The 25,580-nt window shown below is 70.6% G+C and carries 26 protein-coding genes and 1 tRNA gene; 22 read left to right on the plus strand and 5 right to left on the minus strand.

Going from position 1 to position 25,580, the window contains the following annotated elements:
- Positions 1 to 34 precede the first annotated feature (34 nt).
- Both H9I38_RS03945 and sdhC read right to left on the minus strand, forming a co-directional pair.
- A complete protein-coding gene (locus H9I38_RS03945) occupies positions 35 to 514 on the minus strand; it encodes a succinate dehydrogenase hydrophobic membrane anchor subunit (RefSeq protein ID WP_226337453.1) in 480 nt (159 codons plus the stop codon).
- Entirely contained in the window at positions 515 to 898 is a 384-nt protein-coding gene (gene sdhC / locus H9I38_RS03950; RefSeq protein ID WP_226337454.1) for a succinate dehydrogenase, cytochrome b556 subunit, read from the minus strand.
- Positions 899 to 1,081: 183 nt separating this feature from the next.
- Here sdhC and H9I38_RS03955 point away from each other — a divergent pair, with 183 nt between their 5' ends.
- From H9I38_RS03955 to ilvA, 20 genes are all read left to right on the plus strand, one after another.
- Positions 1,082 to 2,182: a mannose-1-phosphate guanylyltransferase gene (locus tag H9I38_RS03955; protein ID WP_413463511.1), complete on the plus strand. Its 1,101-nt coding sequence runs from the start codon at positions 1,082 to 1,084 to the stop codon at positions 2,180 to 2,182.
- Between the two features lie 26 nt (positions 2,183 to 2,208).
- Complete coding sequence (locus H9I38_RS03960; protein WP_226337653.1) at positions 2,209 to 3,381, plus strand: amidohydrolase; 1,173 nt, start codon at positions 2,209 to 2,211, stop codon at positions 3,379 to 3,381.
- Between the two features lie 54 nt (positions 3,382 to 3,435).
- Positions 3,436 to 4,482: an LLM class flavin-dependent oxidoreductase gene (locus tag H9I38_RS03965; RefSeq protein ID WP_226337456.1), complete on the plus strand. Its 1,047-nt coding sequence runs from the start codon at positions 3,436 to 3,438 to the stop codon at positions 4,480 to 4,482.
- Positions 4,483 to 4,623: 141 nt separating this feature from the next.
- The gene (locus H9I38_RS03970) at positions 4,624 to 5,712 is read left to right on the plus strand and encodes a BMP family lipoprotein (RefSeq protein WP_226337457.1); all 1,089 of its coding nucleotides are present in this window, start codon (positions 4,624 to 4,626) and stop codon (positions 5,710 to 5,712) included.
- Between the two features lie 132 nt (positions 5,713 to 5,844).
- Entirely contained in the window at positions 5,845 to 7,401 is a 1,557-nt protein-coding gene (locus tag H9I38_RS03975) for an ABC transporter ATP-binding protein (protein WP_226337458.1), read from the plus strand.
- Positions 7,398 to 8,699 carry an ABC transporter permease gene (locus tag H9I38_RS03980; protein ID WP_226337459.1) on the plus strand — a complete coding sequence of 434 codons (1,302 nt, stop codon included), beginning with the start codon at positions 7,398 to 7,400 and terminating at the stop codon, positions 8,697 to 8,699. The genes H9I38_RS03975 and H9I38_RS03980 overlap by 4 nt, the downstream gene beginning before the upstream one ends.
- Before the next feature lie 2 nt (positions 8,700 to 8,701).
- Positions 8,702 to 10,030 carry an ABC transporter permease gene (locus tag H9I38_RS03985; RefSeq protein ID WP_226337460.1) on the plus strand — a complete coding sequence of 443 codons (1,329 nt, stop codon included), beginning with the start codon at positions 8,702 to 8,704 and terminating at the stop codon, positions 10,028 to 10,030.
- 4 nt (positions 10,031 to 10,034) lie between these two features.
- Positions 10,035 to 10,439 (plus strand): cytidine deaminase, encoded by a 405-nt coding sequence (locus H9I38_RS03990; protein ID WP_226337461.1) that lies wholly within the window; start codon positions 10,035 to 10,037, stop codon positions 10,437 to 10,439.
- A 62-nt stretch (positions 10,440 to 10,501) separates the two neighbouring features.
- Positions 10,502 to 11,788, plus strand: a complete 1,287-nt coding sequence (locus H9I38_RS03995) for a thymidine phosphorylase (RefSeq protein WP_226337462.1) — start codon at positions 10,502 to 10,504, stop codon at positions 11,786 to 11,788.
- A 64-nt stretch (positions 11,789 to 11,852) separates the two neighbouring features.
- Positions 11,853 to 13,031, plus strand: a complete 1,179-nt coding sequence (locus tag H9I38_RS04000) for an adenosine deaminase (protein ID WP_226337463.1) — start codon at positions 11,853 to 11,855, stop codon at positions 13,029 to 13,031.
- Positions 13,028 to 13,483, plus strand: coding sequence for a MazG nucleotide pyrophosphohydrolase domain-containing protein (locus H9I38_RS04005; RefSeq protein ID WP_226337464.1), 456 nt, complete (start codon positions 13,028 to 13,030; stop codon positions 13,481 to 13,483). The genes H9I38_RS04000 and H9I38_RS04005 overlap by 4 nt, the downstream gene beginning before the upstream one ends.
- A gap of 141 nt (positions 13,484 to 13,624) precedes the next feature.
- Positions 13,625 to 14,905 carry a phosphopyruvate hydratase gene (gene eno, locus H9I38_RS04010; RefSeq protein ID WP_226337465.1) on the plus strand — a complete coding sequence of 427 codons (1,281 nt, stop codon included), beginning with the start codon at positions 13,625 to 13,627 and terminating at the stop codon, positions 14,903 to 14,905.
- Positions 14,906 to 15,009: 104 nt separating this feature from the next.
- A complete protein-coding gene (locus H9I38_RS04015; protein ID WP_226337466.1) occupies positions 15,010 to 15,549 on the plus strand; it encodes an FtsB family cell division protein in 540 nt (179 codons plus the stop codon).
- Positions 15,550 to 15,600: 51 nt separating this feature from the next.
- Entirely contained in the window at positions 15,601 to 16,296 is a 696-nt protein-coding gene (locus H9I38_RS04020; RefSeq protein WP_226337467.1) for a DUF501 domain-containing protein, read from the plus strand.
- Positions 16,293 to 17,243 (plus strand): exopolyphosphatase, encoded by a 951-nt coding sequence (locus H9I38_RS04025; protein ID WP_226337468.1) that lies wholly within the window; start codon positions 16,293 to 16,295, stop codon positions 17,241 to 17,243. Before H9I38_RS04020 ends, H9I38_RS04025 begins: the two co-directional genes overlap by 4 nt.
- 17 nt (positions 17,244 to 17,260) lie before the next feature.
- On the plus strand, positions 17,261 to 18,637 hold the full coding sequence (locus H9I38_RS04030) for an NAD(P)/FAD-dependent oxidoreductase (RefSeq protein WP_226337469.1): 1,377 nt from the start codon (positions 17,261 to 17,263) through the stop codon (positions 18,635 to 18,637).
- 70 nt (positions 18,638 to 18,707) lie between these two features.
- Positions 18,708 to 18,783 (plus strand) — tRNA-Leu (locus H9I38_RS04035).
- 125 nt (positions 18,784 to 18,908) lie between these two features.
- Positions 18,909 to 19,955 (plus strand): Bax inhibitor-1/YccA family membrane protein, encoded by a 1,047-nt coding sequence (locus H9I38_RS04040; protein WP_226337470.1) that lies wholly within the window; start codon positions 18,909 to 18,911, stop codon positions 19,953 to 19,955.
- Positions 19,956 to 20,069: 114 nt separating this feature from the next.
- Positions 20,070 to 21,062, plus strand: a complete 993-nt coding sequence (locus tag H9I38_RS04045; RefSeq protein WP_226337471.1) for an aldose 1-epimerase family protein — start codon at positions 20,070 to 20,072, stop codon at positions 21,060 to 21,062.
- Between the two features lie 82 nt (positions 21,063 to 21,144).
- Positions 21,145 to 22,380 carry a threonine ammonia-lyase gene (ilvA, locus tag H9I38_RS04050; protein WP_226337472.1) on the plus strand — a complete coding sequence of 412 codons (1,236 nt, stop codon included), beginning with the start codon at positions 21,145 to 21,147 and terminating at the stop codon, positions 22,378 to 22,380.
- Positions 22,381 to 22,496: 116 nt separating this feature from the next.
- On the opposite strand, the gene greA is transcribed toward ilvA, so the two are convergent.
- Both greA and H9I38_RS04060 read right to left on the minus strand, forming a co-directional pair.
- Positions 22,497 to 22,988 carry a transcription elongation factor GreA gene (gene greA, locus H9I38_RS04055; protein WP_226337473.1) on the minus strand — a complete coding sequence of 164 codons (492 nt, stop codon included), beginning with the start codon at positions 22,986 to 22,988 and terminating at the stop codon, positions 22,497 to 22,499.
- Positions 22,989 to 23,123: 135 nt separating this feature from the next.
- Positions 23,124 to 23,549, minus strand: a complete 426-nt coding sequence (locus H9I38_RS04060) for a DUF4307 domain-containing protein (RefSeq protein ID WP_226337474.1) — start codon at positions 23,547 to 23,549, stop codon at positions 23,124 to 23,126.
- Between the two features lie 83 nt (positions 23,550 to 23,632).
- Here H9I38_RS04060 and mca point away from each other — a divergent pair, with 83 nt between their 5' ends.
- Together mca and H9I38_RS04070 are read left to right on the plus strand one after the other, a co-directional pair.
- Positions 23,633 to 24,544 (plus strand): mycothiol conjugate amidase Mca, encoded by a 912-nt coding sequence (gene mca, locus H9I38_RS04065; protein WP_226337475.1) that lies wholly within the window; start codon positions 23,633 to 23,635, stop codon positions 24,542 to 24,544.
- Positions 24,545 to 24,568: 24 nt separating this feature from the next.
- On the plus strand, positions 24,569 to 24,826 hold the full coding sequence (locus H9I38_RS04070; protein WP_226337476.1) for a hypothetical protein: 258 nt from the start codon (positions 24,569 to 24,571) through the stop codon (positions 24,824 to 24,826).
- Here the strand turns inward: H9I38_RS04070 and trhA are convergent.
- A complete protein-coding gene (gene trhA / locus H9I38_RS04075; RefSeq protein WP_226337477.1) occupies positions 24,823 to 25,479 on the minus strand; it encodes a PAQR family membrane homeostasis protein TrhA in 657 nt (218 codons plus the stop codon). The genes H9I38_RS04070 and trhA overlap by 4 nt on opposite strands.
- Positions 25,480 to 25,580: the final 101 nt, after the last annotated feature.

Raw genomic sequence — 25,580 nt, forward strand, 5'->3', positions numbered from 1 at the left:
CTCGGGCCCGGACGCGGGCCGCGATCAGTGGTGGCTACTTGCTGGGGCAGAACGAGCCGGGCAGCGGCTGGCCCTGCGCGTTGAGGACGCACGGGTCGAACGTGAAGATCACGAGCGTTCCGAGGACGACGACGACGGCCGCGGCGATGTACAGCGCGGTCTTCAGCCACAGGCGCGTGGAGTCCTTCTCGGCGTAGTCGTTGATGATCGTCCGGACGCCGTTGGTGCCGTGGAGCATCGCGAGCCACAGCATGACGAGGTCCCAGAACTGCCAGACGGGGTTGGCCCACTTGCCGGCCACGAAGCCGAAGTCGATGGCGTGGACGCCGCCGCCGGCCATGAGGTTCACGAAGAGGTGGACGAAGATGAGGACGACCAGCACCGCGCCGGAGAGGCGCATGAAGAGCCAGGCGAGCATCTCGAAGTTGCCCTTGCCCTGCTTCGAGCGCGAGTACTCCGGAGCGACGCGGCCGGTGCCGATGCGGTTGGAGCGGGGAGCTTCGATGGTGCTCATTTAGTGGCCTCCGAAAGCGAGGGAGAAGTGGCGGACGGCGAAGCCGATGAAGAGAACGGCCCAGAGCCCGAGGACGCCCCAGAGCATCTGGCGCTGGTAGTTCGGGCCCTTCTTCCAGAAGTCCACGAGGATGACGCGGATGCCGTTGAGGGCGTGGAAGAGGATGGCCGCCACGAGGCCGGTCTCGCCGAGGGCCATGTACCACGTCTTGTAGGTGCCGATCACGGCGTCGTACGCCTCCGGCGCCACGCGGACGAGGGACGTGTCCAGAACGTGGACGAGAAGGAAGAAGAAAATCACCACGCCGGTGACTCGGTGGCCGACCCAGGACCACATGCCTTCGCGGCCGCGATACAGCGTGCCGCCCTTTGGTGTCTTCGACACTGAATTAACCTCCCAAGGACCTGCGTCGACGGTTCCGAGGCGCGTGGGGATGCCTGCCGCCGGCGTGGGAGCACATGCTCCCATCCAAATCTAGGCCTGTTCCTAGCTCTTATTCAATTCAGGCGAGCCTCGGTACACTGGGCATTTATGAACTCGACCGAGACGTCTGATTCCGCAACGCCGATGTCGCGTTTTCACGCGGTCATCCCCGCTGGAGGCGTGGGCACCCGCCTCTGGCCGCTCTCCCGCGCGGCCGCGCCGAAGTTCCTGCACGACCTCACCGGCTCCGGCAGCACCCTCATCCGCGCCACCTGGGACCGGCTCGCGGATCTGTGCGAGGGCCGGATCGTCGTCGTCACGGGCGTCTCCCACGAGCAGGCGGTGCGCGCGCAGCTCCCGGAGCTCACGGACGCCGACCTCGTGCTCGAGTCCGAGCCGAAGGACTCGGCGGCCGCCATCGGCCTGGCCGCCGCCATCCTCTACACGCGGGACCCGCAGACCATCATGGGCTCGTTCGCCGCGGACCACGTCATCGCGCCTCTGCGCCTCTTCCAGGAGGCGGTCCGCGAGGCGGTGGCCACGGCCGCGACCGGCAGGATCGTGACGATCGGCATCGCGCCGTCCTTCCCCTCGACGGGCTTCGGCTACATCCGGCAGGGGGAGAACCTGGGCGTCGAGGGCGCTCCGCACGCCCACCACGTGGTCGAGTTCGTGGAGAAGCCGGACGAGGCCACGGCCAACGCCTACGTGTCCTCCGGCGAGTACTCGTGGAACGCGGGCATGTTCGTGGCTCCCGTGGAGCTCATGCTCCGCCACCTCGAGGCGAACCAGCCGGAGCTGCACGCCGGCCTCATGGAGATCGCCGAGGCCTGGGACACCCCGCGGCGGGACGAGGTCACGGCGCGCGTCTGGCCCACGCTGCCGAAGATCGCCATCGACTACGCCGTGGCCGAGCCCGCCGCCGCGGCCGGGGACGTGGCCGTCATCCCCGGCGCGTTCACGTGGGACGACGTCGGGGACTTCGCCGCCATGGCCCGCCTCAACCACGCCCTGGACAGCGACTCCGTCACCGTCATGGGGGACTCGCAGCGCGTCTACAGCGACAAGTCGAGCGGCGGCATCGTCGTCTCGGACACGAACCGGGTCATCGCGCTCATCGGCATCGACGACGTCGTCGTCGTCGACACCCACGACGCCCTGCTCGTCACCACCAAGGAGCACGCCCAGTCCGTCAAGGCCGCCGTGGCGCACTGGAAGGACCAGGGAGACACGGACGTCCTGTGAGCACCCAGCCGCCTTCCTCCACTGACATCGCCGCGGTATGCCGCGAGCTGAGCGACCGCGTCCACGCCTTCCGCGAGGACATCCACGCGCACCCGGAGCTCTCCTTCCAGGAGTTCCGCACCACGGACCAGATCGTCGCCGCGCTCGAGGCGGAGGGCCTCGAGCCCGTCCGCATGGAGGGCACGGGCGCGTACGTGGACCTCGGGACCGGCCCGTTCGCGCTCGGCCTCCGCGGGGACATCGACGCGCTTCCTGTGCTCGAGGAGACGGGCCTGCCGTACGCCTCGCGCACGGAGGGCAGGGCGCACGCCTGCGGGCACGACATCCACACCTCCGTGATGTTCGGCACGGCCCTCGCCCTCGCGCGGCTGGACCGCCTCTCGCCGCTGCCGGCCAGGGTGCGCGTCATCTTCCAGCCGGCGGAGGAGAAGATCCCGGGCGGCGCCAAGCGCGTGGTCGCCTCGGGCGTGCTCGACGGCGTTCCGGCCGTCCTCGCCTGCCACTGCGACCCCCGGATCGACGTGGGCCAGGTGGGCACCCGCATCGGCGCGATCACCTCGGCCGCGGACACCATCCGGATCGAGCTCACGGGCCGCGGCGGCCACACCTCCCGTCCGCAGCTCACGGAGGACCTCGTCCAGGCCCTCTCCTTCCTCGCGGCGAACGTGCCCGCCGTCCTCGCGCGGCGGATCGACGCCCGCAGCGGCGTCTCCGTGGTCTGGGGCCAGATCTCCGCGGGAAGCGCGCCCAACCAGATCCCCTCGCACGGCGTCCTCGCCGGCACCATGCGGTGCCTCGACGCCGAGGCCTGGGAGGCCTCGGGGGACCTCCTCGACATGGTGGTGCGCCAGCTGGCGACGCCGTTCGACGTCGACGTCAGCCTCGACCACGTCCGGGGCGTCCCGCCCGTGGTCAACGCGGAGCAGCAGACCCTCCTCATCGAGGAGGCGGCCCGCGCGCAGCTCGGGAGCCAGGCCGTGGTGCTCACGCCGCAGTCGATGGGCGGCGAGGACTTCGCCTGGATGACCAAGGAGGTCAGCGGCTCGATGTTCCGGCTCGGCACGCGCACGCCGGGCGGGGAGACCTATGACCTGCACCGCGGGGACTACACCCCGGACCCCAGGGCGCTCGACATCGGGATCGAGGTCATGACGGCGGCCGCCCTGCGCGCGGCGTTCACGGCATCCGCGGGGCAGTAGAGGCGTCCGGGGCCCGCCGGGAATGAACCCGGCCCCGGCCGCGTTGCGAGTGCCGTGACGGACATCGAACTGGGAATCCTCGACCTCGCCTCGGTCTCGGAGGGGTGCACGAGCGCCGACGCCCTCCGCGCCACGGAGGCCTACGCACGCTGGGCCGACTCCGCGGGCCTGGACCGCTTCTGGGTGGCCGAGCACCACAACATGCCGGCCGTCGCCTCGACCTCGCCGGCGGTGCTCATGGCCCACCTCGCGGCGCGGACCGAGCGTATCCGCCTCGGCTCGGGCGGCGTGATGCTGCCGAACCACCAGCCCCTCGTCGTCGCGGAGCAGTTCGCGCTCCTCGAGGCGCTGCACCCGGGGCGGATCGAGCTCGGCATCGGGCGGGCGCCGGGGACGGACGCGCGGACCGCGGCCGCGCTGCGCCGGGGAGCGGGCGCGGACGCCGTGGAGCAGTTCCCGCAGCACGTCCTCGACGTCCTCGGCCTCTTCGGAGACCCCCGCGGCTCCGCGCACACCCGGTTCCTCAGCGCGACGCCGGCGCCCGAGGGCGCCCCTCGCGTTTGGCTCCTCGGCTCGAGCCGGTACTCCGCGCAGCTCGCGGGCCAGCTGGGCCTGGCGTACAGCTACGCCCACCACTTCGGCAACGAGGACCCGGCCGGCGTGTTCGAGCTCTACCGCTCGTCCTTCGCCCAGGCGAAGGCCGAATACGGGGACAAGTCCCACGGCGAGCCATTCGCCATGCTCACAACCTCCGTCGTCGTCGGCGAGACCGCCGAGGAGGCCGAGCGCCTCGCCGGGCCGGCGCGCATCATGGCGCTCAACCTGCGCAAGGGCGCTCCGAAGCCGATCGTCTCGGAGGAGACCGCCGCGTCCGTGGAGCTCAGCCCGGAGGAGCGCTCGGCCCTCCAGTTCCTGCCGGCCACCAAGTTCGTCGGCGAGCCCTCCGCCGTGGCGGAGGGCGTCCACGGCTTCGCGCGCCGCCTCGGCGCCCAGGCGGTCATGCTCTCCTCCACCCTGTACGACGGCGAGGGCACGGGGGCGTCCAAGGTGCGCAGCGCGAGCCTGTTCCACGAGGCGTGGAAGCGCATCGGCGAAGCCTAGCCCACCGGCGCGCATGGGGGCGGGTTCGGATATCATGGGATGACTCACGTCCCGAGTCCACCGTTGTACCGCGAGGGCGCATCGCGCCGGAGGCAGAAGGGGTGGCTGGGACCTCACTCTCATCTGTTCTCTGGAGGCATTGTGAAGCTCTCACATCGCCGCGCGACTCAGTCCGCAGCTGTTCTCGCCCTGGGCGCGCTCGCCCTCACCGCCTGCGCGGCCCCGCCCGCTGACACCAAGGCCAAGGAGGCGGGCAAGGACTACACCGGCTGCATCGTCTCGGACGCCGGCGGCTTCGATGACCAGTCCTTCAACCAGTCCTCCTACTCAGGCCTCATGCGGGCGGAGAAGGACCTCGGCATCAAGGTGAAGAAGGCCGAGTCCAAGGCCAAGTCGGACTTCACCCCCAACCTCCAGCAGATGGCCACCGCCAAGTGCAACCTCACAGTGACGGTCGGCTTCCTCCTCTCGGACGCCACCAAGGCGGCGGCCAAGGCCAACCCGAAGTCCCACTTCGCCATCGTGGATGACAACCAGATCAAGGCGGACAACGTCAAGCCGATCATCTATGACACGGCCCAGGCCGCGTTCCTCGCGGGCTACGCCGCGGCGGCCCAGTCCAAGACGGGCAAGGTGGGCACCTACGGCGGCATCAACATCCCCACGGTGACCATCTTCATGGACGGCTTCGCGGACGGCGTCAAGCACTACAACGAGAAGAAGGGCAAGAACGTCCAGGTCCTCGGCTGGGACAAGGCCAAGCAGACCGGAACGTTCACCAACACGTTCGACGTGGTCCAGGAGGGCACCAAGGCCACCAACAACCTCATCGACGCGGGCGCGGACGTCATCATGCCCGTGGCCGGCCCGCTGGCCCAGGGCACGGGAGACGCGGTCCTCGCCGCCAACCAGAAGGGCAAGAGCGTCTCGGTCGTGTGGGTGGACTCGGACGGCGTGGAGACCGCCCCCAAGTACAAGAGCGTCATCCTCACCTCGGTCATGAAGACCATGGACAAGGCCGTGGAGGACGTCATCAAGGCTGACCTCGAGGGCAAGTTCTCCAACGAGCCGTACGTGGGCACGCTGAAGAACGAGGGCACTCAGCTCGCGCCGTTCCACGAGTTCGACTCGAAGGTCTCGGCCGAGACCAAGCAGGAGCTCGAGGCCGTCAAGAAGGACATCATCGACGGCAAGATCAAGGTCGAGTCCAAGGCCTCGCCGAAGGACTGACCGCGTCTTCGGACGCACGCGACTGCGCCGTGCGGGCGCCGGCCGAGCCGGGGCCCGCACGGCCGCGGTCGTCTCACAGGAGGCGGGGGAGACTCCGCCGGACCTCGACACACAAGGATGGCCGCTCCCGTCATGAGACTCGAGCTCGACAAGATCACCAAGCGCTTCGGCTCCTTCGCCGCGAACGAGGACATCTCGCTCGTCGCGGAGGAGGGCCAGGTCCACTCGCTCCTCGGCGAGAACGGGGCCGGCAAGTCCACGCTCATGAACGTCCTCTACGGGCTCTACGAGCCCACGGAGGGCCGGATCCTCCTCGACGGAGAGCCCGTGTCCTTCGCGGGCCCGGGCGAGGCGATGCGGGCCGGGATCGGCATGGTGCACCAGCATTTCATGCTCGTGCCCGTCTTCACGGTCGCGGAGAACGTGGCCCTCGGAGACGAGGACGTCAAGGGCCTCGGCGCGCTGGACCTCCCCGCCACGCGCAAGCGCATCAAGGAGATCTCGGACCGCTACGGGTTCGACGTGGACCCGGACGCCGTCGTCGAGGACCTCTCGGTGGGCGCCCAGCAGCGCGTCGAGATCGTCAAGGCGCTTGTGCGCAAGGCCAAGATCCTCATCCTCGACGAGCCCACGGCCGTGCTCACCCCGCAGGAGACGGACGAGCTCATGGGGATCATCGCGCAGCTCAAGGCGGACGGCACGTCCATCCTCTTCATCTCCCACAAGCTCCGCGAGGTGAAGGCCGTCTCGGACGTCATCACCGTCATCCGCCGGGGCCGGGTCGTCGGCACCGCGGAGCCCAGCGCCTCCACGAGCGAGCTTGCCGCCGCGATGGTGGGCCGCTCCGTCTCCCTCAACCTGGAGAAGTCCGAGCCGCAGCTCGGAGAGGAGACCTTCACGGTGGAGGGCCTGAGCGTCGCGGACGCCCAGGGCCGCCTGCTCCTCAACGACGTCTCCTTCGGCCTGAGCCAGGGCGAGATCCTCGGCGTGGCCGGAGTCCAGGGCAACGGCCAGACCGAGCTCACGGAGGCCATCCTCGGGCTCCAGGAGCACGTCACCGGCTCGATCCGCCTCGAGGGGCGGGAGCTCGTGGGCCAGTCGGTGCGCAAGACGCTGGACGCCGGCGTCGGCTTCGTGCCGGAGGACCGCAGCACGGACGGCCTGGTGGGCCCGTTCTCCGTGGCGGAGAACCTCATCCTCGACCGCTACGAGGACCCGGCGTTCGCCAAGGGGGCCACGCTCAACCGAGCCGCCGTCTCCCGGAACGCCTCCGCCAAGATCGAGGAGTTCGACATCCGGACCCAGTCCGCCTCGTCCGCGGCCTCAACCCTCTCCGGCGGAAACCAGCAGAAGATCGTCATGGCGAGGGAGCTGAGCCGGGATCTCAAGCTCTTCATCGCCTCCCAGCCCACCCGCGGCGTGGACGTCGGCTCCATCGAGTTCCTCCACCGCCGCATCCTGGCCGAGCGGGACAAGGGCACGCCCGTGCTCATCGTCTCCACGGAGCTCGACGAGATCCTCGAGCTCTCGGACCGGATCGCGGTCCTCTACGCCGGGAAGCTCATGGGGATCGTCCCCGGCGGCACGAGCCGCGACGAGCTCGGCCTCATGATGGCCGGAATGACGTCCGAGGAAGCCCGCGAGGCAGTGCGCCAGGGCATCGGCAGCACGCAGGAAGGCGAGCAGTGAGCAGTGCAGTGAGCAAGCCGGAGGCGGTCAAGGCCTCCGACGTCGCGCAGGACGGCGAGGAAGCGCGAGCCGGGGGCCCCGGTTCCACGGGAGCGTCCTCGCGCGAGGGCCGGGGAGGAGCGCTCCTGAGGAAGGTCTTCTCCGGGAACGCCCTCGTCTCCGTCCTCTCCGTGGTCGTGGCCCTCGTGGTGGGCGCGATCCTCATCGTCGCCACGGACAAGCGCGTGGCCAACGCGGCGGTCTATTTCTTCGGCCGCCCCACGGACACCCTCGAGGCGGCCTGGGAGGCGGTCTCCACCGCCTACGGCGCGCTCCTTCGCGGGGCCACCTTCGACCCGTCGGCGGCGGACCCGGCGGGCCGGTTCGGCGTCTTCGAGACGCTGACGCAGGCCACGCCGCTCATCCTGGCCGGCCTCGCCGTGGCCATCGCCTTCCGGGCGGGCCTCTTCAACATCGGCGGCATGGGCCAGATCATCGCGGGCGCCGCGGCCGCCGCGTGGGTGGGCTACTCCTTCCACCTCCCGGCCGTCCTCCACCTGCCGCTCGTCATCCTCGCGGGCTTCGCAGGCGGCGCCGTGTGGGGCGGGTTCGTCGGCTGGCTCAAGGCCAAGACGGGCGCCCACGAGGTGATCGTGACGATCATGCTCAACAACATCGCGCTGTTCATCCTCCTCTTCCTCCTGCGCGGCCCCATGAAGGCGCCCGGCGGCAACCAGCCGGTCTCGGCCCCCGTCCTGGACTCGGCGATGTTCCCGAAGCTGCTCGGCGGGGCCTTCCGCCTCAACTGGGCGTTCGTCATGGCGGTGGCCGCCGTCGTCGGCGCGTGGTGGCTCATCGAGCGGTCCACGATCGGCCTCAAGATCCGCGCCATCGGATCCAACCCGGCCGCGGCCAAGACGGCGGGCATGCTCGTCTCGCGCGGATACATCACCGCGATGCTCATCGCCGGAGGCATGGCGGGCCTCGCCGGCGCCGGCCAGATTGCGGGCACGGAGCGCACGCTGGACGACAACATCGCGGGCCAGCTCGGCTTCGACGCGATCACGGTGGCGCTGCTCGGCCGCTCCTCGCCGTGGGGCACGTTCTGGGCCGGCCTGCTGTTCGGCGCGTTCCGGGCGGGCGGCCAGGCGATGAGCGTCCAGGCCGACGTCTCCATCGACATCGTCCTCATCGTCCAGTCCCTCATCGTCCTCTTCATCGCGGCCCCGCCGCTCATCAAGGCCATGTTCGGCCTCGAGCGCCGCACGCGCCGGGAGAAGAAGGCCACGAAGACCACCACGAAGGCGGAGGCACGCTAGCCATGAGCCATTCCTCGACTCAGCCCGCGCCCCAGGCCGTCCAGAGCGTCACCACGGAGGACGCCGCGCCGAGCGTCACCGCCGAGCGCGTCGTCGTCCGGAACTACAAGACGCCCATTGTCATGGCGGTCATGGCCGCCATCGCCCTCGTCTTCGCCCTGACCGGGGTGAGCGCCCAGAGCGCGTTCGACTTGAGCCAGGCCTCGGACAAGGTCCAGCTCGCCCCGCTCGAGTTCTCCTCCCTGCCGGTGCTGTGGACGCTCGCCGTCCTGCTCGTCCTCGGGGCCGCGTACGCGTTCGCCTCGATGCTCCGCGCGGGCCGCGTCCCCGGGTGGCTGCTGGCCGCAGGGGCCGCCCTGCTCGTCGCGAGCTTCCTCGTCTGGCTCGTGGCCGGATCGGGGTCCAAGCACCTCAGCCTGGCGGGCCTCTTCATCACGGCCATGCCCATCATCGTGCCCATCGCGTTCGGCTCCCTCTCGGGCGTGCTCGGCGAGCGGGCCGGCGTGGTCAACATCGCCATCGAGGGCCAGCTGCTCGCGGGCGCGTTCAGCGCGGCGCTCTTCTCGAGCCTCACGCAGAACCCGTACGCCGGCGTCCTGGCCGCGGCCGTGGCGGGCGGCGTCGTCGCCGCGCTCCTCGGCCTGTTCGCCATCCGCTACCAGGTCAACCAGATCATCGTGGGCGTGGTGCTCAACGTCCTCGTCTCCGGCCTCACCGGCTTCTTCTTCGACGCGCTCATGCGGGACGAGGGCACGGCGCAGTTCAACACCCCCAAGGGCCTCAGCGCGGTGCCGATCCCGCTTCTCAGCGACATCCCGATCATCGGGCCGTCCTTCTTCAACCAGTCCCTTCTCGGGTACGCCCTGCTCGTGTTCGTGGCGCTGACGTGGTTCGCCCTCTTCAAGACCCGCTGGGGCCTGCGCGTCCGCGCCGTCGGCGAGCACCCCAAGGCGGCGGACACACTCGGCGTCAACGTCAACGGGACCCGGTGGCGCAACGTCATGCTCGGAGGGCTCGTGGCGGGCCTCGGCGGCTCCTACTTCACGCTCGTCGCCACGAGCGCCTTCTCCAAGGAGATGACGGGCGGCCTCGGCTTCATCGCCCTCGCGGCGATGATCTTCGGCCGCTGGAACCCCATCGGAGCGTTCTTCGCCGCTGTGCTCTTCGGCGTCGCGGGCAACCTCGCCTCGATCGTGTCCATCGCGAAGTCCCCGGTGGACTCCGCGTTCCTCGACATGCTCCCGTACGCGCTGACCATCATCGCCGTCTCCGGGCTCGTGGGCCGCTCCCGGCCGCCCGCGGCGAGCGGCGAGCCCTACACGAAGGGCTAGCGCGGTGCGCCTCATCGACGTCACGGAGGAGACCTGGGCCCGGCTCACCGAGGCCGCGGTCGAGGCGATGGGGCGCGCCTACGCGCCCTACTCCGGCTTCAGCGTGGGCGCGGCGGCCCTGACCGACGACGGCCGGGTGGTCTCCGGCTGCAACGTGGAGAACGCCGCCTACGGCGTCACGCTCTGCGCCGAGTGCTCGCTCGTCTCGGAGCTCTTCGCCACGGGCGGCGGGACCCTCCGGGCCTTCGTCTGCGTCAACGGGGATGGCGAGCCGCTCGCCCCGTGCGGCCGCTGCCGCCAGCTGCTCTTCGAGCACAAAGGGCCGGAGCTCCTCCTCGCGACGCCGGCCGGCGTCCTGACGATGGAACAGGTCCTGCCCGGCGCGTTCGGGCCGGAGGACCTCTCCTGACCGAGCGCGGCCGAGCAGCCGCCACTGACCCACTGAGACCGAACCAGGAGAAAGGCAGCCCCATGGCCGAGGCCTTCGACGCCGTCGACATCATCCGCACCAAGCGAGACCGCGGCGTCCTCACGGACGCGCAGATCGACTGGACCATCGACGCCTACACGCGCGGCGCCATCGCGGACGAGCAGATGTCCGCGCTCAACATGGCGATCCTCCTCAACGGCATGAACCGCGAGGAGATCGCGCGCTGGACCGCCGCGATGATCGCCTCGGGCGAGCGGATGGACTTCTCGTCCCTCGGGAAGCCGACGGCGGACAAGCACTCCACCGGGGGAGTGGGGGACAAGATCACGCTCCCGCTTGCACCGCTCGTGGCCGTGTTCGGCGTCGCCGTGCCGCAGCTCTCCGGGCGGGGGCTCGGCCACACGGGCGGCACGCTGGACAAGCTCGAGTCCGTTCCCGGATGGCGGGCGAGCCTCTCGAACGAGGAGATGATGGCGGTCCTCCGGGATCCGGGCGCCGTCATCTGCGCCGCAGGCTCGGGCCTCGCCCCGGCGGACAAGAAGCTCTACGCGCTGCGGGACGTCACGGGAACGGTCGAGGCCATCCCGCTCATCGCGAGCTCCATCATGAGCAAGAAGATCGCTGAGGGAACGGGCACGCTCGTGCTGGACGTCAAGTGCGGCTCGGGCGCGTTCATGAAGGACGAGGAGAACGCGCGGGAGCTCGCCCGCACCATGGTGGCGCTCGGCCAGGACGCCGGCGTCAACACGGTGGCGCTCATGACGAACATGGACACGCCGCTCGGCCTCACGGCGGGCAACGCCCTCGAGGTGGAGGAGTCCGTGGAGGTGCTCGCCGGCGGCGGCCCGGCCGACGTCGTCGAGCTCACCGTGGCGCTCGCCGAGGAGATGCTCGCGGGCGCCGGGGCGGCGGACGCGGACCCCGCCGCGGCCCTCAAGGACGGCCGGGCCATGGACGTGTGGCGGCGGATGATCGCCGCTCAGGGCGGCGACCCTGACGCGCCGGTGCCGAAGGCCGCGGAGGAGCACGTCATCACGGCGGACCAGGACGGCTGGCTCACCGAGCTGGACGCCATGGCGGTGGGCGTGGCCGCGTGGCGCCTCGGCGCGGGGCGGGCCCGCAAGGAGGACCCCGTCCAGGCGGGCGCCGGCGTGCGCATGCACGCGAAGCCGGGAGACCGCGTCACGGCCGGACAGCCGCTCCTCACGCTCTGCACGGACACCCCGGAGCGCTTCGCGCGGGCCGAGGAGTCCCTCGAGGGCGCCTGGAGCATCTCCTCGAACGAGCCGACGGCGCTGGCCCCGCTCATCCTCGACCGGATCGCGTAGGGCCGCAGCGGGGAGGCCGGAGCCGAGGCTAGAGCGGCCCGGCCCTCTCCCGTAGAGTTAAGGCGTGAACACGCCTCAGGACACCGCAGCTCTGGACAACGCGCCCATCGACGTCACGTACGAGGACCTGCCGAAGGTCTCGCTCCACGACCACCTGGACGGCGGCCTCCGGCCGGAGACCATCATCGAGATCGCGGCCGAGATCGGCCACGAGCTCCCCGAGACGGACCCGGACCGCCTCGCCGAGTGGTTCCACGAGTCCGCGGACTCCGGATCGCTCGTGCGGTACCTCGAGACGTTCGACCACACGATCGCGGTCATGCAGCGCGCCGAGGACCTCGAGCGCGTGGCCCGGGAGTTCGTCGAGGACCTCGCGGACGACGGGGTGGTCTACGGCGAGATCCGCTGGGCGCCCGAGCAGCACCTCACTCGCGGGCTGACGCTGGACGAGGCCGTGGAGGCCGTGCAGCGCGGCCTCGAGCAGGGCGTCGAGTCCGCGGCCATCAAGGGCCAGACCATCCGCGTGGGCCAGCTCGTCTCGGCCATGCGCCAGACGGACCGCGGCCTCGAGATCGCCGAGCTCGCCCTGCGCCACCGTGAGCGCGGCGCTGTCGGGTTCGACATCGCGGGCCCGGAGGCCGGCTTCCCGCCGTCGCGCTTCGAGGACGCGTTCACCCTGCTCGCGCGCGAGCAGTTCCCGGCCACCGTTCACGCGGGCGAGGCGGACGGCGTGGAGTCGATCCGCGACGCGCTCGTGGCCGGACGCGCGCAGCGGCTCGGCCACGGCGTGCGCATCGCCGAGGACATCGAGGTGTCCTTCGACGGCAGCAAGGACGAGGACGGCGCCCCTCGCGCCACCGCAGATCTCGGCCAGGTGGCCTCCTGGGTCCGGGACCGCCAGATCCCGCTCGAGGTCTGCCCGTCCTCCAACCTCCAGACCGGCGCGATCGACACCATCGCGGGCAGCGTCGAGGAGGGCCGGGACATCGACAACCACCCGATCGACATGCTCGTCCAGCTCGGGTTCAACGTCACGATCAACACGGACAACCGCCTCATGTCGGACGTCAGCCTCTCCGACGAGTTCGAGCTGCTCGCCGAGGTGTTCGACTACGAGGCGGAGGACTTCCTCGAGCTCACCCTCAACGCGGCCCAGGCGGCCTTCCTCCCGCTCGAGGACCGAGACGCCCTCGAGGACTACATCCGCAGCGAGTACGCGCGGCTCGGCGTCCTGGCGAAGTGACGCCTCCGGAGGGCCCGACGACGGCGGAGCGCTTCCAGCGCCTCGTCGAGGTGGTGCACGCGCTGCGCGTCCACTGCCCGTGGACCTCGGAGCAGACGCACGCGAGCATCGCGCCGTACGCCGCCGAGGAGGCGGAGGAGATCGCCGAGGCCGTCGCCGCGCTCGAGGAGGGCACGGGGACGGGGCGTGAGCTGGCCGACGAGCTCGGGGACCTCCTCCTCCAGGTGGTGCTCCAGGCCGAGATCGGCTCGGAGGCCGAGGCCCCGGAGCGGCGCGTGAGCCTGGACGCGGTCATCGAGGCGATCACGGCCAAGCTCGTCCGCCGCTCCCCGCACGTGTTCGCGGAGGACGGCTCGGTCCGCGTGGTGCCGATGTCCATCGCGGAGATCGACGCGCAGTGGGACGCGATCAAGGCGCAGGAGCGCGGGGAGGGCGCCGAGACCGGTCGCTGAGACCCGCTGTCCGCGGACGGTGCAGCGCGCTGACCCGGAAGGCCCATCTGGACTACGCTTGCAGGGTAGAGGCCTCGTTCCGAGGCTCGCGGGCGCCGGGCGGCGCCCGCGCGGACAGATCACGATGCACCAAGGAGCGCTGTGGCAACCATCGACGCAATCCATGCCCGTGAAATCCTCGACTCGCGGGGCAACCCGACGGTCGAGGTCGAGGTCCTCCTCGACGACGGAAGCTTCGGCCGCGCGGCCGTGCCCTCCGGCGCGTCGACGGGCGCCTTCGAGGCGAACGAGAAGCGGGACGGGGACAAGAAGCGCTACCTCGGCAAGGGCGTCCAGGACGCCGTCCAGAACGTCATCGAGAAGATCCAGCCCGTCCTCCTCGGGTTCGACGCCTCGGACCAGCGCCTCATCGACCAGACGATGATCGAGCTGGACGGCACGGACAACAAGTCCAAGCTCGGCGCCAACGCGATGCTCGGCGTCTCCCTGGCGGTGGCCCGCGCGGCCGCGGAGTCCGCGAACCTGGACCTGTTCCGCTACCTCGGCGGCCCGAACGCCCACGTCCTTCCCGTTCCGCTCATGAACATCCTCAACGGCGGCTCGCACGCGGACTCGGACGTGGACATCCAGGAGTTCATGATCGCCCCCGTCGGCGCGTCCACCTTCACGGAGGCCCTGCGCTGGGGCGTCGAGGTCTACCACAGCCTCAAGGCCGTGCTGAACGAGAAGGGCCTGGCCACGGGCCTCGGCGACGAGGGCGGCTTCGCCCCGAACCTTCCGAGCAACCGGGCGGCGCTCGACCTCATCGTCGAGGCCATCCGCCGCGCCGGCTACGAGCCGGGCAAGGACATCGCGCTCGCGCTCGACGTCGCCTCGTCCGAGTTCTGCGAGAACGGCGTCTACACGTTCGAGGGCCGTCAGCTCTCGGCCCAGGACATGAGCGCCTACTACGAGGAGCTCGTCCGGGACTACCCGCTCGTCTCCATCGAGGACCCGCTCGACGAAGAGGACTGGGACGGCTGGAAGACCCTGACGGACCACATCGGGGACCGCGTCCAGCTCGTGGGAGACGACCTCTTCGTGACGAACCCGGAGCGCCTGAAGCGCGGCGTGGACGCGCGGACGGCCAACTCCCTGCTCGTCAAGGTGAACCAGATCGGCACGCTCACGGAGACGCTGGACGCGATCGCCCTGGCGCAGCGCGCGGGCTACTCGACGATCACCTCGCACCGCTCCGGCGAGACCGAGGACACCACGATCGCGGACATCTGCGTGGCCACCAACGCAGGCCAGATCAAGACCGGCGCCCCGGCCCGCTCCGAGCGCGTCGCGAAGTACAACCAGCTCCTGCGGATCGAGGAGGAGCTCGCGGACGCGGCGCTCTACGCGGGCCGCACGAGCTTCCCGCGCTTCACGGTCTGATTCCAGATCGCGTCCGGCAAGGGGGCGCCGACCGCGCCCCCTTGCCGCCCGGGCCGCTCCCCGGGCATCCGCCCCAGACTTCCCCGAACCCACGAAAGCAGAGCATGTCCCCCCGCAGACCGCGCTCCGGATCGCCGCTCAGCCGTCAGCTCGAGGCCGCCGCCCGCCGTCGGGCCGAGCGGACCGCGCTCGCGCCCACGATCCGCCGCTCTCCCTCCGGCTCGGGCTCGAGCCGGGACGCGGAGCACTCGACCCCGTCCCGCAAGGGGCCTCACCGGGGCGCGCTCACGGGACCGCTGCTCGTGGTCATCATCTTCGTCATCGGCGCGATGATGCTGATCGCCCCGCAGCTCAAGGTCTACATGAAGCAGAAGCAGGAGGTGGCGGAGCTCAAGGCGGACATCGCGGCCAAGAAGGCGGAGAATGAGCGCCTGACCTCTGAGTCCAAGCGCTTCGAGGACGACGCCTACGTCCGCCAGCAGGCCAGGGACCGGCTGTTCATGGTCATGCCGGGGGAGACCCGGTACATCGTGACGGGCCGCCTGCCCGGAAGCGGAGAGGCCGTCCAGGGCTCGGCCGCGAGCCACACCCGGCTGAGCTGGCACGAGGGCTACACGGACGCCATCCGCCAGGCCGCCCGCTAGACGTCCGCGCGAGAGCTCCGCACCACCGCCGCGAGGCACCGAGAGGAATCCATGGCCACCGACCAGAGCCGCACGCCCACCGACGAGGACCTCGACACCCTGAGCCGCCAGCTCGGGCGTCCGGTCCGCGACGTCGTGGAGATCGGCGCCCGCTGCCGGCAGTGCGGCAGCCCGCTCGTGGCCACCACCGCGCCGCGGCTGAGCAACGGGATCCCGTTCCCCACCACGTTCTATCTCACCCACCCCTCCGTCACGGCGGCCGTGTCCCGCCTCGAGGCGGCCGGCGTCATGGCGGAGATGACCGAGCGGCTCTCCGAGGACTCCGCGCTCGCGGCCGCGTACCGTCAGGCCCACGAGTCCTACCTGGCGGAGCGGAACGCCATCGCCGAGCGCACGGGCGTGGGAGCCGTTCCGGAGATCGACGGCGTCTCCGCCGGGGGCATGCCGGAGCGCGTCAAGTGCCTCCACGTGCTCGCTGGACAGGCCCTCGCGATGGGCCCTGGCGTGAATCCGCTCGGGGACGAGACGCTCGAGCGGATCGCCGAGTGGTGGACTCCTGAGACGTGCGACTGCGCCGGCGCCTGGGACCACTCAGCGCCCGTTCCGGAGCGGGACCGCTCCCGCCACACCAAGACGCAGGGCTTCGGGGACGAGGCCGTCGAGGCGAAGCGGGCCGAGCGCGCCCGCCGGGCACAGGCGGCGAAGAACGAGGACAGCACGGCCGAGGGAGAGGACGCACGGGCATGATCGCCGCCGGCATCGACTGCGGAACGAATTCCATCCGCCTCCTCATCGCGGAGGTCCGCGAGGACGAGTCGCTGGAGGAGCTGGACCGGCGGACGCGGATCGTCCGCCTCGGCCAGGGGGTCGACGCCACTGGCGCCTTCGCGCCTGAGGCCCTCGAGCGCACCTTCGCGGCCGTGGACGAGTACGCCGAGGCGCTCAGGTCCCACGACGTCGCCGGGCTGCTCTTCGGCGCCACCTCGGCCACCCGGGACGCCTCCAACCGCGAGGAGTTCCTCGAGGGAGTCCGCAGCCGCCTCGGCGTGACCCCGCGGGTCATCTCGGGGGAGGAGGAGGCCCGCCTCTCCTTCACCGGCGCCACCGCGGCGTCCTCGGACGAGGCCAGGACCCTCGTCGTCGACCTCGGCGGCGGCAGCACGGAGTTCGTCGTCGGACGCGGCCGGGGAGCGGAGGCCGTCCTCGACGGCGCGCTGAGCACGGACATGGGCTGCGTCCGCTTCACGGAGCGGTTCCTCCGCTCCGATCCGCCGACGGCGCCCGAGATCGAGGCGGCTCGCGCGGCTGCCCGGGAGAAGATCGCGGAGGCCGAGGCGGCGGTGGGGCTGACCGGCCTGGAGCGCGTGGTCGGCGTGGCCGGGACCGTCACCACCGTCATGGCCGCGGCGCTCGGGCTCGGAGCGTACGACCGGAGCGCCATCCACGATGCTCCCCGTCCGATCGCCGAGGTCCGCAAGGCCGCCATGGACCTCCTGGCCCGCCCGCGGTCGGAGCGAGAGGCGCTCCGATTCATGCATCCCGGCCGCGTGGACGTCATCGGCGCGGGGGCCCTCATCTTCGACGCCGTCCTGGAGCGGGTCCAGGAGCTGAACCCCGGCCTCTCCGAGGTGAGGGCGAGTGAGACGGACATCCTCGACGGACTCACGCTCAAGGCCGCTGAAGAAGCCCGCTGAGCCGTTAGGATCGGGGTATGGCTGAAAAACTTGAACTGTCCCAGAAGCCCAGGATCCTCGTCGTCGGCGGCGGCTACGCCGGCCTCTACGCCGCGAAGAACCTCGAGGCCGCCGCTGAGGCGAACGGCGACATCGTGACGGTGGTGGACCCGCTGCCGTACATGACGTACCAGCCGTTCCTCCCGGAGGTCGTCTCCGGCTCCATCGAGCCCCGCCACATCGTGGTGAACCACCGCCAGCACCTGCGCAAGTCCGAGATGGTCGAGGGTGCCCTCACCGCCGTGGACCACGCCAAGAAGGTGGCCACCGTGGATGTCGACGGCGAGAGCGTCGAGATCCCCTACAAGCAGATCATCATGACGGCGGGCGCCATCACCCGCACGTTCCCCATCCCGGGCCTCGCCGAGGTGGGCATCGGCATGAAGGCCGTGGAGGAGGCCGTCGCGGTGCGCGACGGCATCCTGGACCGCATCGAGGAGGCCAGCACGGAGACGGACCCGGCCCGTCGCGAGCGCCTGCTCACGTTCGTCGTGGTCGGCGGCGGCTTCGCCGGCATCGAGACCATCTCCGAGATGGAGGACATGGCGCGGGACGCGGTCAAGCAGAACCCGCGCGTCTCCCGCGAGGACCTCCGCTTCGTCATGATCGAGGCCATGGGCCGCATCATGCCGGAGGTCGCCGAGGACCAGGCCGAGTGGGTCGTGGAGCACCTGCGCTCCCGCGGCATCGAGGTCCTCCTCAACACCTCCCTCGCGGACGCCACGGGCGGCAAGCTCCAGCTCATCAACATGCCGGACAAGTCCCCGGCCCAGACGTTCGAGTCGGACACCCTCGTCTGGACCGCGGGCGTCATGGCCAACCCGGTGGTCCGCCAGACGGACTTCCCGGTCGAGGAGCGCGGACGTCTCCAGGTGAACGCCAAGCTCCAGATCGAGGGCCCGGAGGGCCTCGTCAAGGACGCATGGGCTGCGGGCGACGTCGCGGCGGTTCCGGACCTCACCGGCGGCGGAGTCGGCGGCATGTGCGTGCCGAACGCGCAGCACGCCGTGCGCCAGGCGAAGCTCCTCGCGAAGAACGTCAAGGCTGACCTCTACGGCGAGGGCGAGATCCAGGAGTACCGCCACGAGAACCTCGGCGCCGTGGCCGGCTTCGGCTTCGGCAAGGGCGTGGCCCGGATCGCCGTCCCGAAGTACGGAGACGTCAAGCTCCGCGGCCCCATCGCCTGGCTGGCCCACCGCGGCTACCACGGCATGGCGATGCCGATGTTCGAGCGCAAGTTCCGCGTCCTCGGCGACTGGATCGCGGGCGGCCTCTTCGGACGCGACACCACGCCGCTTCCGGACCTGGACGAGCCGCGAGCCCTCTTCGAGCGCTCGGCGAAGCCCAAGAAGTAGCGGCTCGCGCTCAGCCGCATCCGTGAGCGGGGCGCCGGACACCGGTCTGGCGCCCCGCTTCGCGCATCCAGCCCCGGTAGCCCAACGGCAGAGGCATCCGACTTAAAATCGGCGCAGTCTGGGTTCGAATCCCAGTCGGGGCACCAGATAGACCGGTCTTCGCGGTTCTCCCGCCCGCGGGGTGAGACGGCGTAACGCCTCCTAGCGGCGTCCCAGCCTTCTCAGGCAGAATGGCTCTCAAGCTCTACCACCTCAAGGGGGACCAGAACTCGTGGCCAATCCAATCTTCAAGCGGGACTCCTTCCGGAAGACCGCCATGTCTCAGGGGCAGTTCGGCTACGCCCAGCCTCAGCAGGGCCAGTACGGCCAGCAGGGCTACGGCGAGCCGTACAGCCAGCCCTACGCGCAGGGCCAGTACGGCCAGGCTGAGCAGGGCCACTACGGCCAGCAGGCTTACAGCCAGCCCTCCTCTCAGCCGTACAGCGAGCCGTACGGCCAGGCGGGCTACGGCGGAGCCCAGTACGGCCAGACCCAGTACGGCCAGCCAGGCTACCCCGCGCAGCCCTACGGCGATCAGGCGTACGGGCAGCAGGGCTACGGCCAGCCGCAGGGCTTCCAGGCCCCCCAGGCGGCCCAGGGCCCCCTCACGTTCGACGACGTCATGGTCAAGACCCTCACGGTCTTCGGCGTCCTCGCGGCCGCCGTCGTCGTCACCTACGTCATCCCGCTCGGGATCTCGGCGCTCCTGACCGGAGTCGGCGCGCTCGGCGGACTGATCCTCGGCCTCGTCAACTCGTTCAAGCGGATGCCGTCCCCGGGCCTCATCATCGCGTACTCGGTGTTCGAGGGCTTCTTCGCAGGCGGCCTCACGCGCGTCCTCGAGCAGAACCTGCCGGGCATCGGCCTGCAGGCGCTCATCGCCACAGCCTGCATCTTCGCGGTCACGCTGGCGCTGTTCCGCTCCGGCAAGGTCCGGGCCACGCCCAAGCTGGCCAAGTTCTTCATGATCGCGCTCGTGGCCTACAGCCTCTTCTGCATCGTGAACCTCGTCCTCATGCTCACGGGCGTCACGTCCCATGCCTGGGGTCTGCGCGGCGTTGAGGTGGCGGGCATCCCGCTCGGCCTCATCATCGGCCCGCTGGCCATCATCCTCGGAGCCATCTCCCTGATCTTCGACTTCGACCAGATCCAGGGCGCCGTCAACGTCGGCGCGCCGAAGTTCATGGCCTGGACGTGCGCGTTCGGCCTGCTCGTCACGGTCGTGTGGCTCTACATCGAGATCCTCCGTCTCATCGCGATCCTGCGCGGGGACGATTAGACGGGGAATACAGTCCTGCGCGGGCTCCGCTGACACGGGGCTGCCGGTGCCGGTGCTGTCCGGGACCCGGTCCGCAGTGTGCGGGCCGGGTCCCGTCTCGTTAACATGAGACACATGCCCCGCGTCAACCCGCTCCCTGTTCCGATGACCGAGAAGGCCGTGACCGGCGTTCCCGTGTTCCTCACCCGCGGCGGCGCGTCCGCCGTCATCGCCCCGCTGGGCGCGGGGCTGCGCCGCTACGCGCGCAACGGTGTGGAGCTGACGGAGTCCTACGGGGATGACGTCATCGCCCCCTCCGCGTGCGGGCTGCTGCTTGCACCGTGGCCCAATCGAGTGGCCGGGGGCCGGTGGGAGCTGGACGGAACGCCGCAGCAGCTGGACATCACGGAGGTCTCGCGGGGGAACGCGAGCCACGGTCTGCTGAGGAACACGGGCTACAGCGTCGTCGAGCGCACCGATTCCTCGGCTGTCCTCACGGCGGAGATCTTCCCCCAGCACGGCTACCCCTTCCACCTCTCCCATGAGGCCGCGTACTCGCTGACCGCGGACGGGCACCTCGTCGTCGAGCAGACGCTGACCAACCTCGGCGCCTCCCGCGCGCCCGCGGCTTTGGGGGCGCACCCGTTCCTCCGCCTCGGGGAGGAGGATCCTGCGGGCCTCTCGCTCACCGTGGAGGCGGAGGCCTGGCTGGAGGCGGACGAGCGCCTCATTCCCGTTGCCGCCCACCCCGTGGACGCGGAGCATCGCCTCGAGTCCCGCTCGCTGTCCGGGTTCTCCACGGACACCGCCTATACGGCGCTGACTGCGGCCGAGGCGGGGGAGGGGCAGCCCGCGGAGCGGATCGTGCGAGGAACGCTCCGGGACGGAGCAGGCCGCAGCGTGACCCTCTGGGGCGACGCGGAGACCGTCCGGTACCTGCACGTGTTCGTCACAGACGGCCTCAACGGCCAGGACCGCTCCGTGGCGCTCGAGCCGATGACAGCCCCGGCCAACGCCCTCAACTCCGGAGAGGGCCTCGTCTGGCTGGAGGAGGGCGAGAGCCTCACCATGCGCTGGGGCATCACCTCGGACCTGGACGGGCACGGGCCGGCGGCCCGCAGCGCCTAGCCCCCCCCGCAGCACCTACCCCCCCTCCCGAGCCGCCGCCGGCATACGCCGATCCTCACCCGCCACCGATCAAAGGACAGTTGTGACCGAGCCCCTTTCCGTGACCCTCGCCGACGTCGAGCGCGCACAGCAGACGGTCGAGGAGATCGTCATGCGCACCCCGGTGGAGAAGTCCCGCGCCCTGGGGCGCATCGCCGGCCAAGACGTCTACTTCAAGTGCGAGAACCTCCAGAGGGCCGGCTCCTTCAAGGTCCGCGGCGCCTACGTCCGCATGGCCCAGCTGAGCGAGGAGGAGAAGCACCGCGGAGTCGTGGCGGCCTCGGCGGGCAACCACGCGCAGGGCGTCGCCGTCGCCGCGAAGGGGCTGGGCATCAAGGCGACCATCTTCATGCCCCTCGGCGCGGCCATCCCCAAGGTGAGCGCCACGCGAGGCCACGGGGCGGAGGTGATCCTCGAGGGAGAGACCGTGGACCAGGCCCTCGAAGCGGCCAAGCGCCATGCCGAGGAGACCGGGGCGGTCTTCATCCACCCCTTCGACCACCCCCAGGTCGTGGCGGGCCAGGGCACCATCGGCCTCGAGCTGCTCGAGCAGGTGCCCGACCTCGACACGGTGATCTGCGGCGTCGGCGGCGGGGGCCTCCTCGCGGGCGTCGCCGTGGCGCTCAAGGAGAAGGCCAAGGAGCTGGGGCGGGACATCACCGTCATCGGCGTCCAGGCGGAGAACGCCGCGGCCTACCCGCCCTCGCTCGCGGCAGACGCGCTCGTGCCGCTGACCAAGGTCTCGACCATCGCGGACGGCATCGCCGTGGGCCGCCCCGGCCAGGTGCCGTTCTCCGTCATCCGGGAGCTCGTGGACGACGTGGTCACCGTGAGCGAGGACGCTCTCTCGCGGGCCCTCATCTTCCTGCTCGAGCGCGCCAAGATGGTCGTGGAGCCCGCGGGCGCCGTCGGCGTCGCGGCCCTCATGGAGGGCGCCGTCACTCCGAAGGGCACGACGGCGGTCATCCTCTCCGGCGGCAACATCGACCCGCTGCTCATGCTCAAGGTGATCCAGCGCGGCCTCTTCGCCTCAGGCCGCTTCATCACGGTCCGGATCATGCTGGACGACCGCCCGGGCTCGCTCAAGTCGATCTCCCGGATCATCGCGGACAACGACGCGAACGTGACGCGCGTGGACCACACCCGCATCGGCGGCTCCATCGCGATGGGCCGCGTGGCCATCACCATCGACCTGGAGACCAAGGGCCACGAGCACGCCGAGACGGTGTTCGAGGCGCTCCGGGCCGAGGGCTTCGAGCCCATCGTGCAGGAGGGCTGACGCCGTCCCGCGAACGCGCAAGGGGCGCCCCGGCACATGCCGGGGCGCCCCTGCTGCGTATGGCGGCGCGTGCGCGCCGCGCGGAGGTCAGCGCGCGGAGGGTCAGTGCGCGGAGGTCAGCCCTTGAAGGGCTTGGCCTCCACGATCTCCACCTCGATGGTCTTGCCGTTCGGCGCCTCGAAGGAGACCTTGTCTCCGGCCTTCTTGCCGTGGATGGCGGTGCCGAGCGGGGACTTCTCCGAGTAGACGTCGATGTCCATGTCTCCGGCGATCTCGCGGGAGCCGAGGAGGAACTTCTCCTCGTCCCCGGCGATCTTGGCCGTGATCATCATGCCGGGCTCCACGACGCCGTCGTCCGCCGGAGCCTCGCCGACGTGCGCGTCCTCGAGGAGGGTGCGCAGCTGGCGGATGCGCGCCTCGGCCTTGCCCTGGTCCTCCTTGGCCGCGTGGTAGCCGCCGTTCTCCTTGAGGTCGCCCTCGCTGCGGGCGTCTTCGATGCGCTGAGCGATCTCGGCACGGCCGGGGCCCTCGAGATGGTCGAGCTCCGCCTTGAGGCGGTCGTAGGACTCCTGGGTCAGCCAGGCTCCCTGAGGCTGCTCAGTGCTCATCGTTGTACTCCTCGTGCATAAAAGACGAGCGCCGCGGCGTCGATCCGCGGCGCAGTGACACTCACAATTCTTACTAGCTCTCGATCATAGAGGCGAACGTCACGCAATCCAAGGTGCGTTGCACCGCCGGGACGCCTAGCGGCCGACGATGGCGCAGGAGTGGACCCCGCCGTTGACGCCCTTCTGCACGGTGCGCAGCGTGGCGCGGTGGTTCGAGGTGGTGCCGTTCGCCGTCGTCTTCGGGTCGTCCGCGCTGTTGGGGCCGATCCGCACGGTCTTCCACCCCACGACGGCGTGCTGGCCGTTGAGCACCTGCACCTGGCACTCGGCGGTGGCCGAGGGGTGCTTCGTCACCGAGAAGTCCACCGTGGCCTGTCCCGCCGAGGGGAACCCGAAGGAGACGTCCTTGGTGGTGACCGTGGTGCGCGCGCGGTAGAGGGCGAGAGCGCCCGCGACGGCGACGGCCGCGATCAGAGCGCCGACGATCCACCAGGCCGCTCTGCCCGGGGCGAACGTCCGGCGGCGGCGCCCGTAGCGCTCCGATAGGCTGTCTGTCTGCATGGTGCTCCCCATCCTACCGAGGCCGTTCACGGCCGCGGCGGGCGACGGCGCCGTGCCGAGCCAACCACGTTCAGGAGAGACACGTGACCGAGCAGCACACCCCCGCCGAGGGCTTCCGCATCCTCGCCATCCACGCGCATCCGGACGACGAGTCCAGCAAGGGCGCGGGCACCATGATCAAGTACGTCTCCGAGGGCGCTCGCGTCCTCGTGGCCACGTGCACCGGCGGAGAGCAGGGGTCCGTCCTCAACCCGAAGGTCACCGACGTCCCCATGGCGGCCCGGGACCTCGCCGGCATGCGCATCGGCGAGATGGCCGAGGCGGCCCGCCACCTGGGCGTGGAGCACCGCTGGATCGGATTCGCCGACTCCGGCCTGCCGGAGGGGGACCCCCTGCCGGCCCTGCCGTACGGGAGCTTCGCCACGCTGAGCCTCGAGCACGCCTCCGCTCCGCTCATCCGCCTGGCCCGCTCCTTCAAGCCGCACGTCATCCTCGCCTACGACGAGAACGGCGGCTACCCGCACCCGGACCACATCATGTCCCACCGCGTGGCCATGGAGGTCTATGAGAAGGCGGGCGACCCGGACGCCTACCCGGGCCTCGGCGAGCCGTGGACCCCGAGCAAGCTCTACTACGACAAGGGCTTCAACACGGACAAGCTCAAGGCGCTCCACGAGGCGGTCCTCTCGGACGGCCGGGAGTCTCCCTACGCCGACTTCCTCAAGCGGATCGAGGACCGTCCGAACGCGGACGGCTGGATCCTCTACGACACGACGACGCAGATCGACGTCGGGCCGTACATCGAGCGCCGCGAGGAGGCGCTGAAGTCCCACCGGACGCAGATCGACCCCGACTCGATGTTCTTCGCCGTCCCGGCCGAGCGCCAGCGCGAGGTCTGGCCGTGGGAGGACTACGTCCTCGCGAAGTCCCGCGTCGAGTCCGAGCTCCCCGAGACGGACCTGCTGGCCGGGCTTCGGGACGGCGGCGAAGCGTAGAGGGCGGCGAGTAGAATGGATCGGGTGCTGACCTCCCTGCTCTCCGCCCCGAGCCTCCTGGGCGCGGCCTCGCCGACGCCCTCACCCGCTGTGAAAGCGGAGGACGTGAGTCCCGGAACGGTCGGGTTCATCGTGACGGCGCTGCTCGCCGTCGTGACCATCCTGCTCATCGTGAGCATGGCCCGGAAGATCCGCCGCGTGCGGTACCGGGAGCAGGTGCGGCAGGAGTTCGAGGGGCCAGACGAGCCCCTCGAGGAGCGGCCCCGCCGCGGCCGCCGCTAGCCTCGGGTGACCACCGCGATCATGATCGCGATGAAGTGGCACACGAACCCGGCCACGGTGAAGGCGTGGAAGAGCTCGTGGAAGCCGAACCACTCGATGTTGATGTTCGGCCGCTTGGCCGCGTAGAAGACCGCGCCGGCGATGTAGAACGCGCCTCCCGCCAGGATGAGCACGGAGCACGCCACGGACGCGGCGAAGAACTGCGGCATGAACAGGAACGCGGCCAGGCCGAGCGCGATGTACACCGGCGTGTAGAGCCACCGCGGCGCGTGCAGCCAGGCGAGGCGGAAGACCACGCCGAGCAGCGCCCCGCCCCAGACGAGCGAGAGCAGGATGACCGCCTCCCGCCGCGGGAGAAGCGTCCAGGACAGCGGCGTGTAGGAGCCCGCGATGACGAGCATGATGTTCGTGTGGTCCAGGCGCTTGAGCAGCAGGCGCGCGCGCTCGGACCAGCGGCCCCGGTGATAGAACGCGGAGACGGTGAACAGCAGAATGCCTGTGATGGCGTAGACGCCGCAGGCCACGCGCGTGCCGAACGAGGGTGCGCACACGATGAGCACGATCGTGGCGATGACGGCCAGCGGGGCCATGATCGCGTGGATCCACCCTCGGAGCCTCGGCTTGTGGAGGGGATCCAGCTCAAGAGTGCTCATGGAGCCATCCTACGCACCCGTACGGGGAGGAGCCTGTGGGCGGGCCGGGCCCAGCCGGCTCCGGTACCGTTGGAGAGGCGAGGCGCCCGACGGCGCATCCG

Origin of the sequence: Arthrobacter sp. UM1, from assembly GCF_020483305.1 — a bacterium.
GTDB lineage: Bacteria > Actinomycetota > Actinomycetes > Actinomycetales > Micrococcaceae > Falsarthrobacter.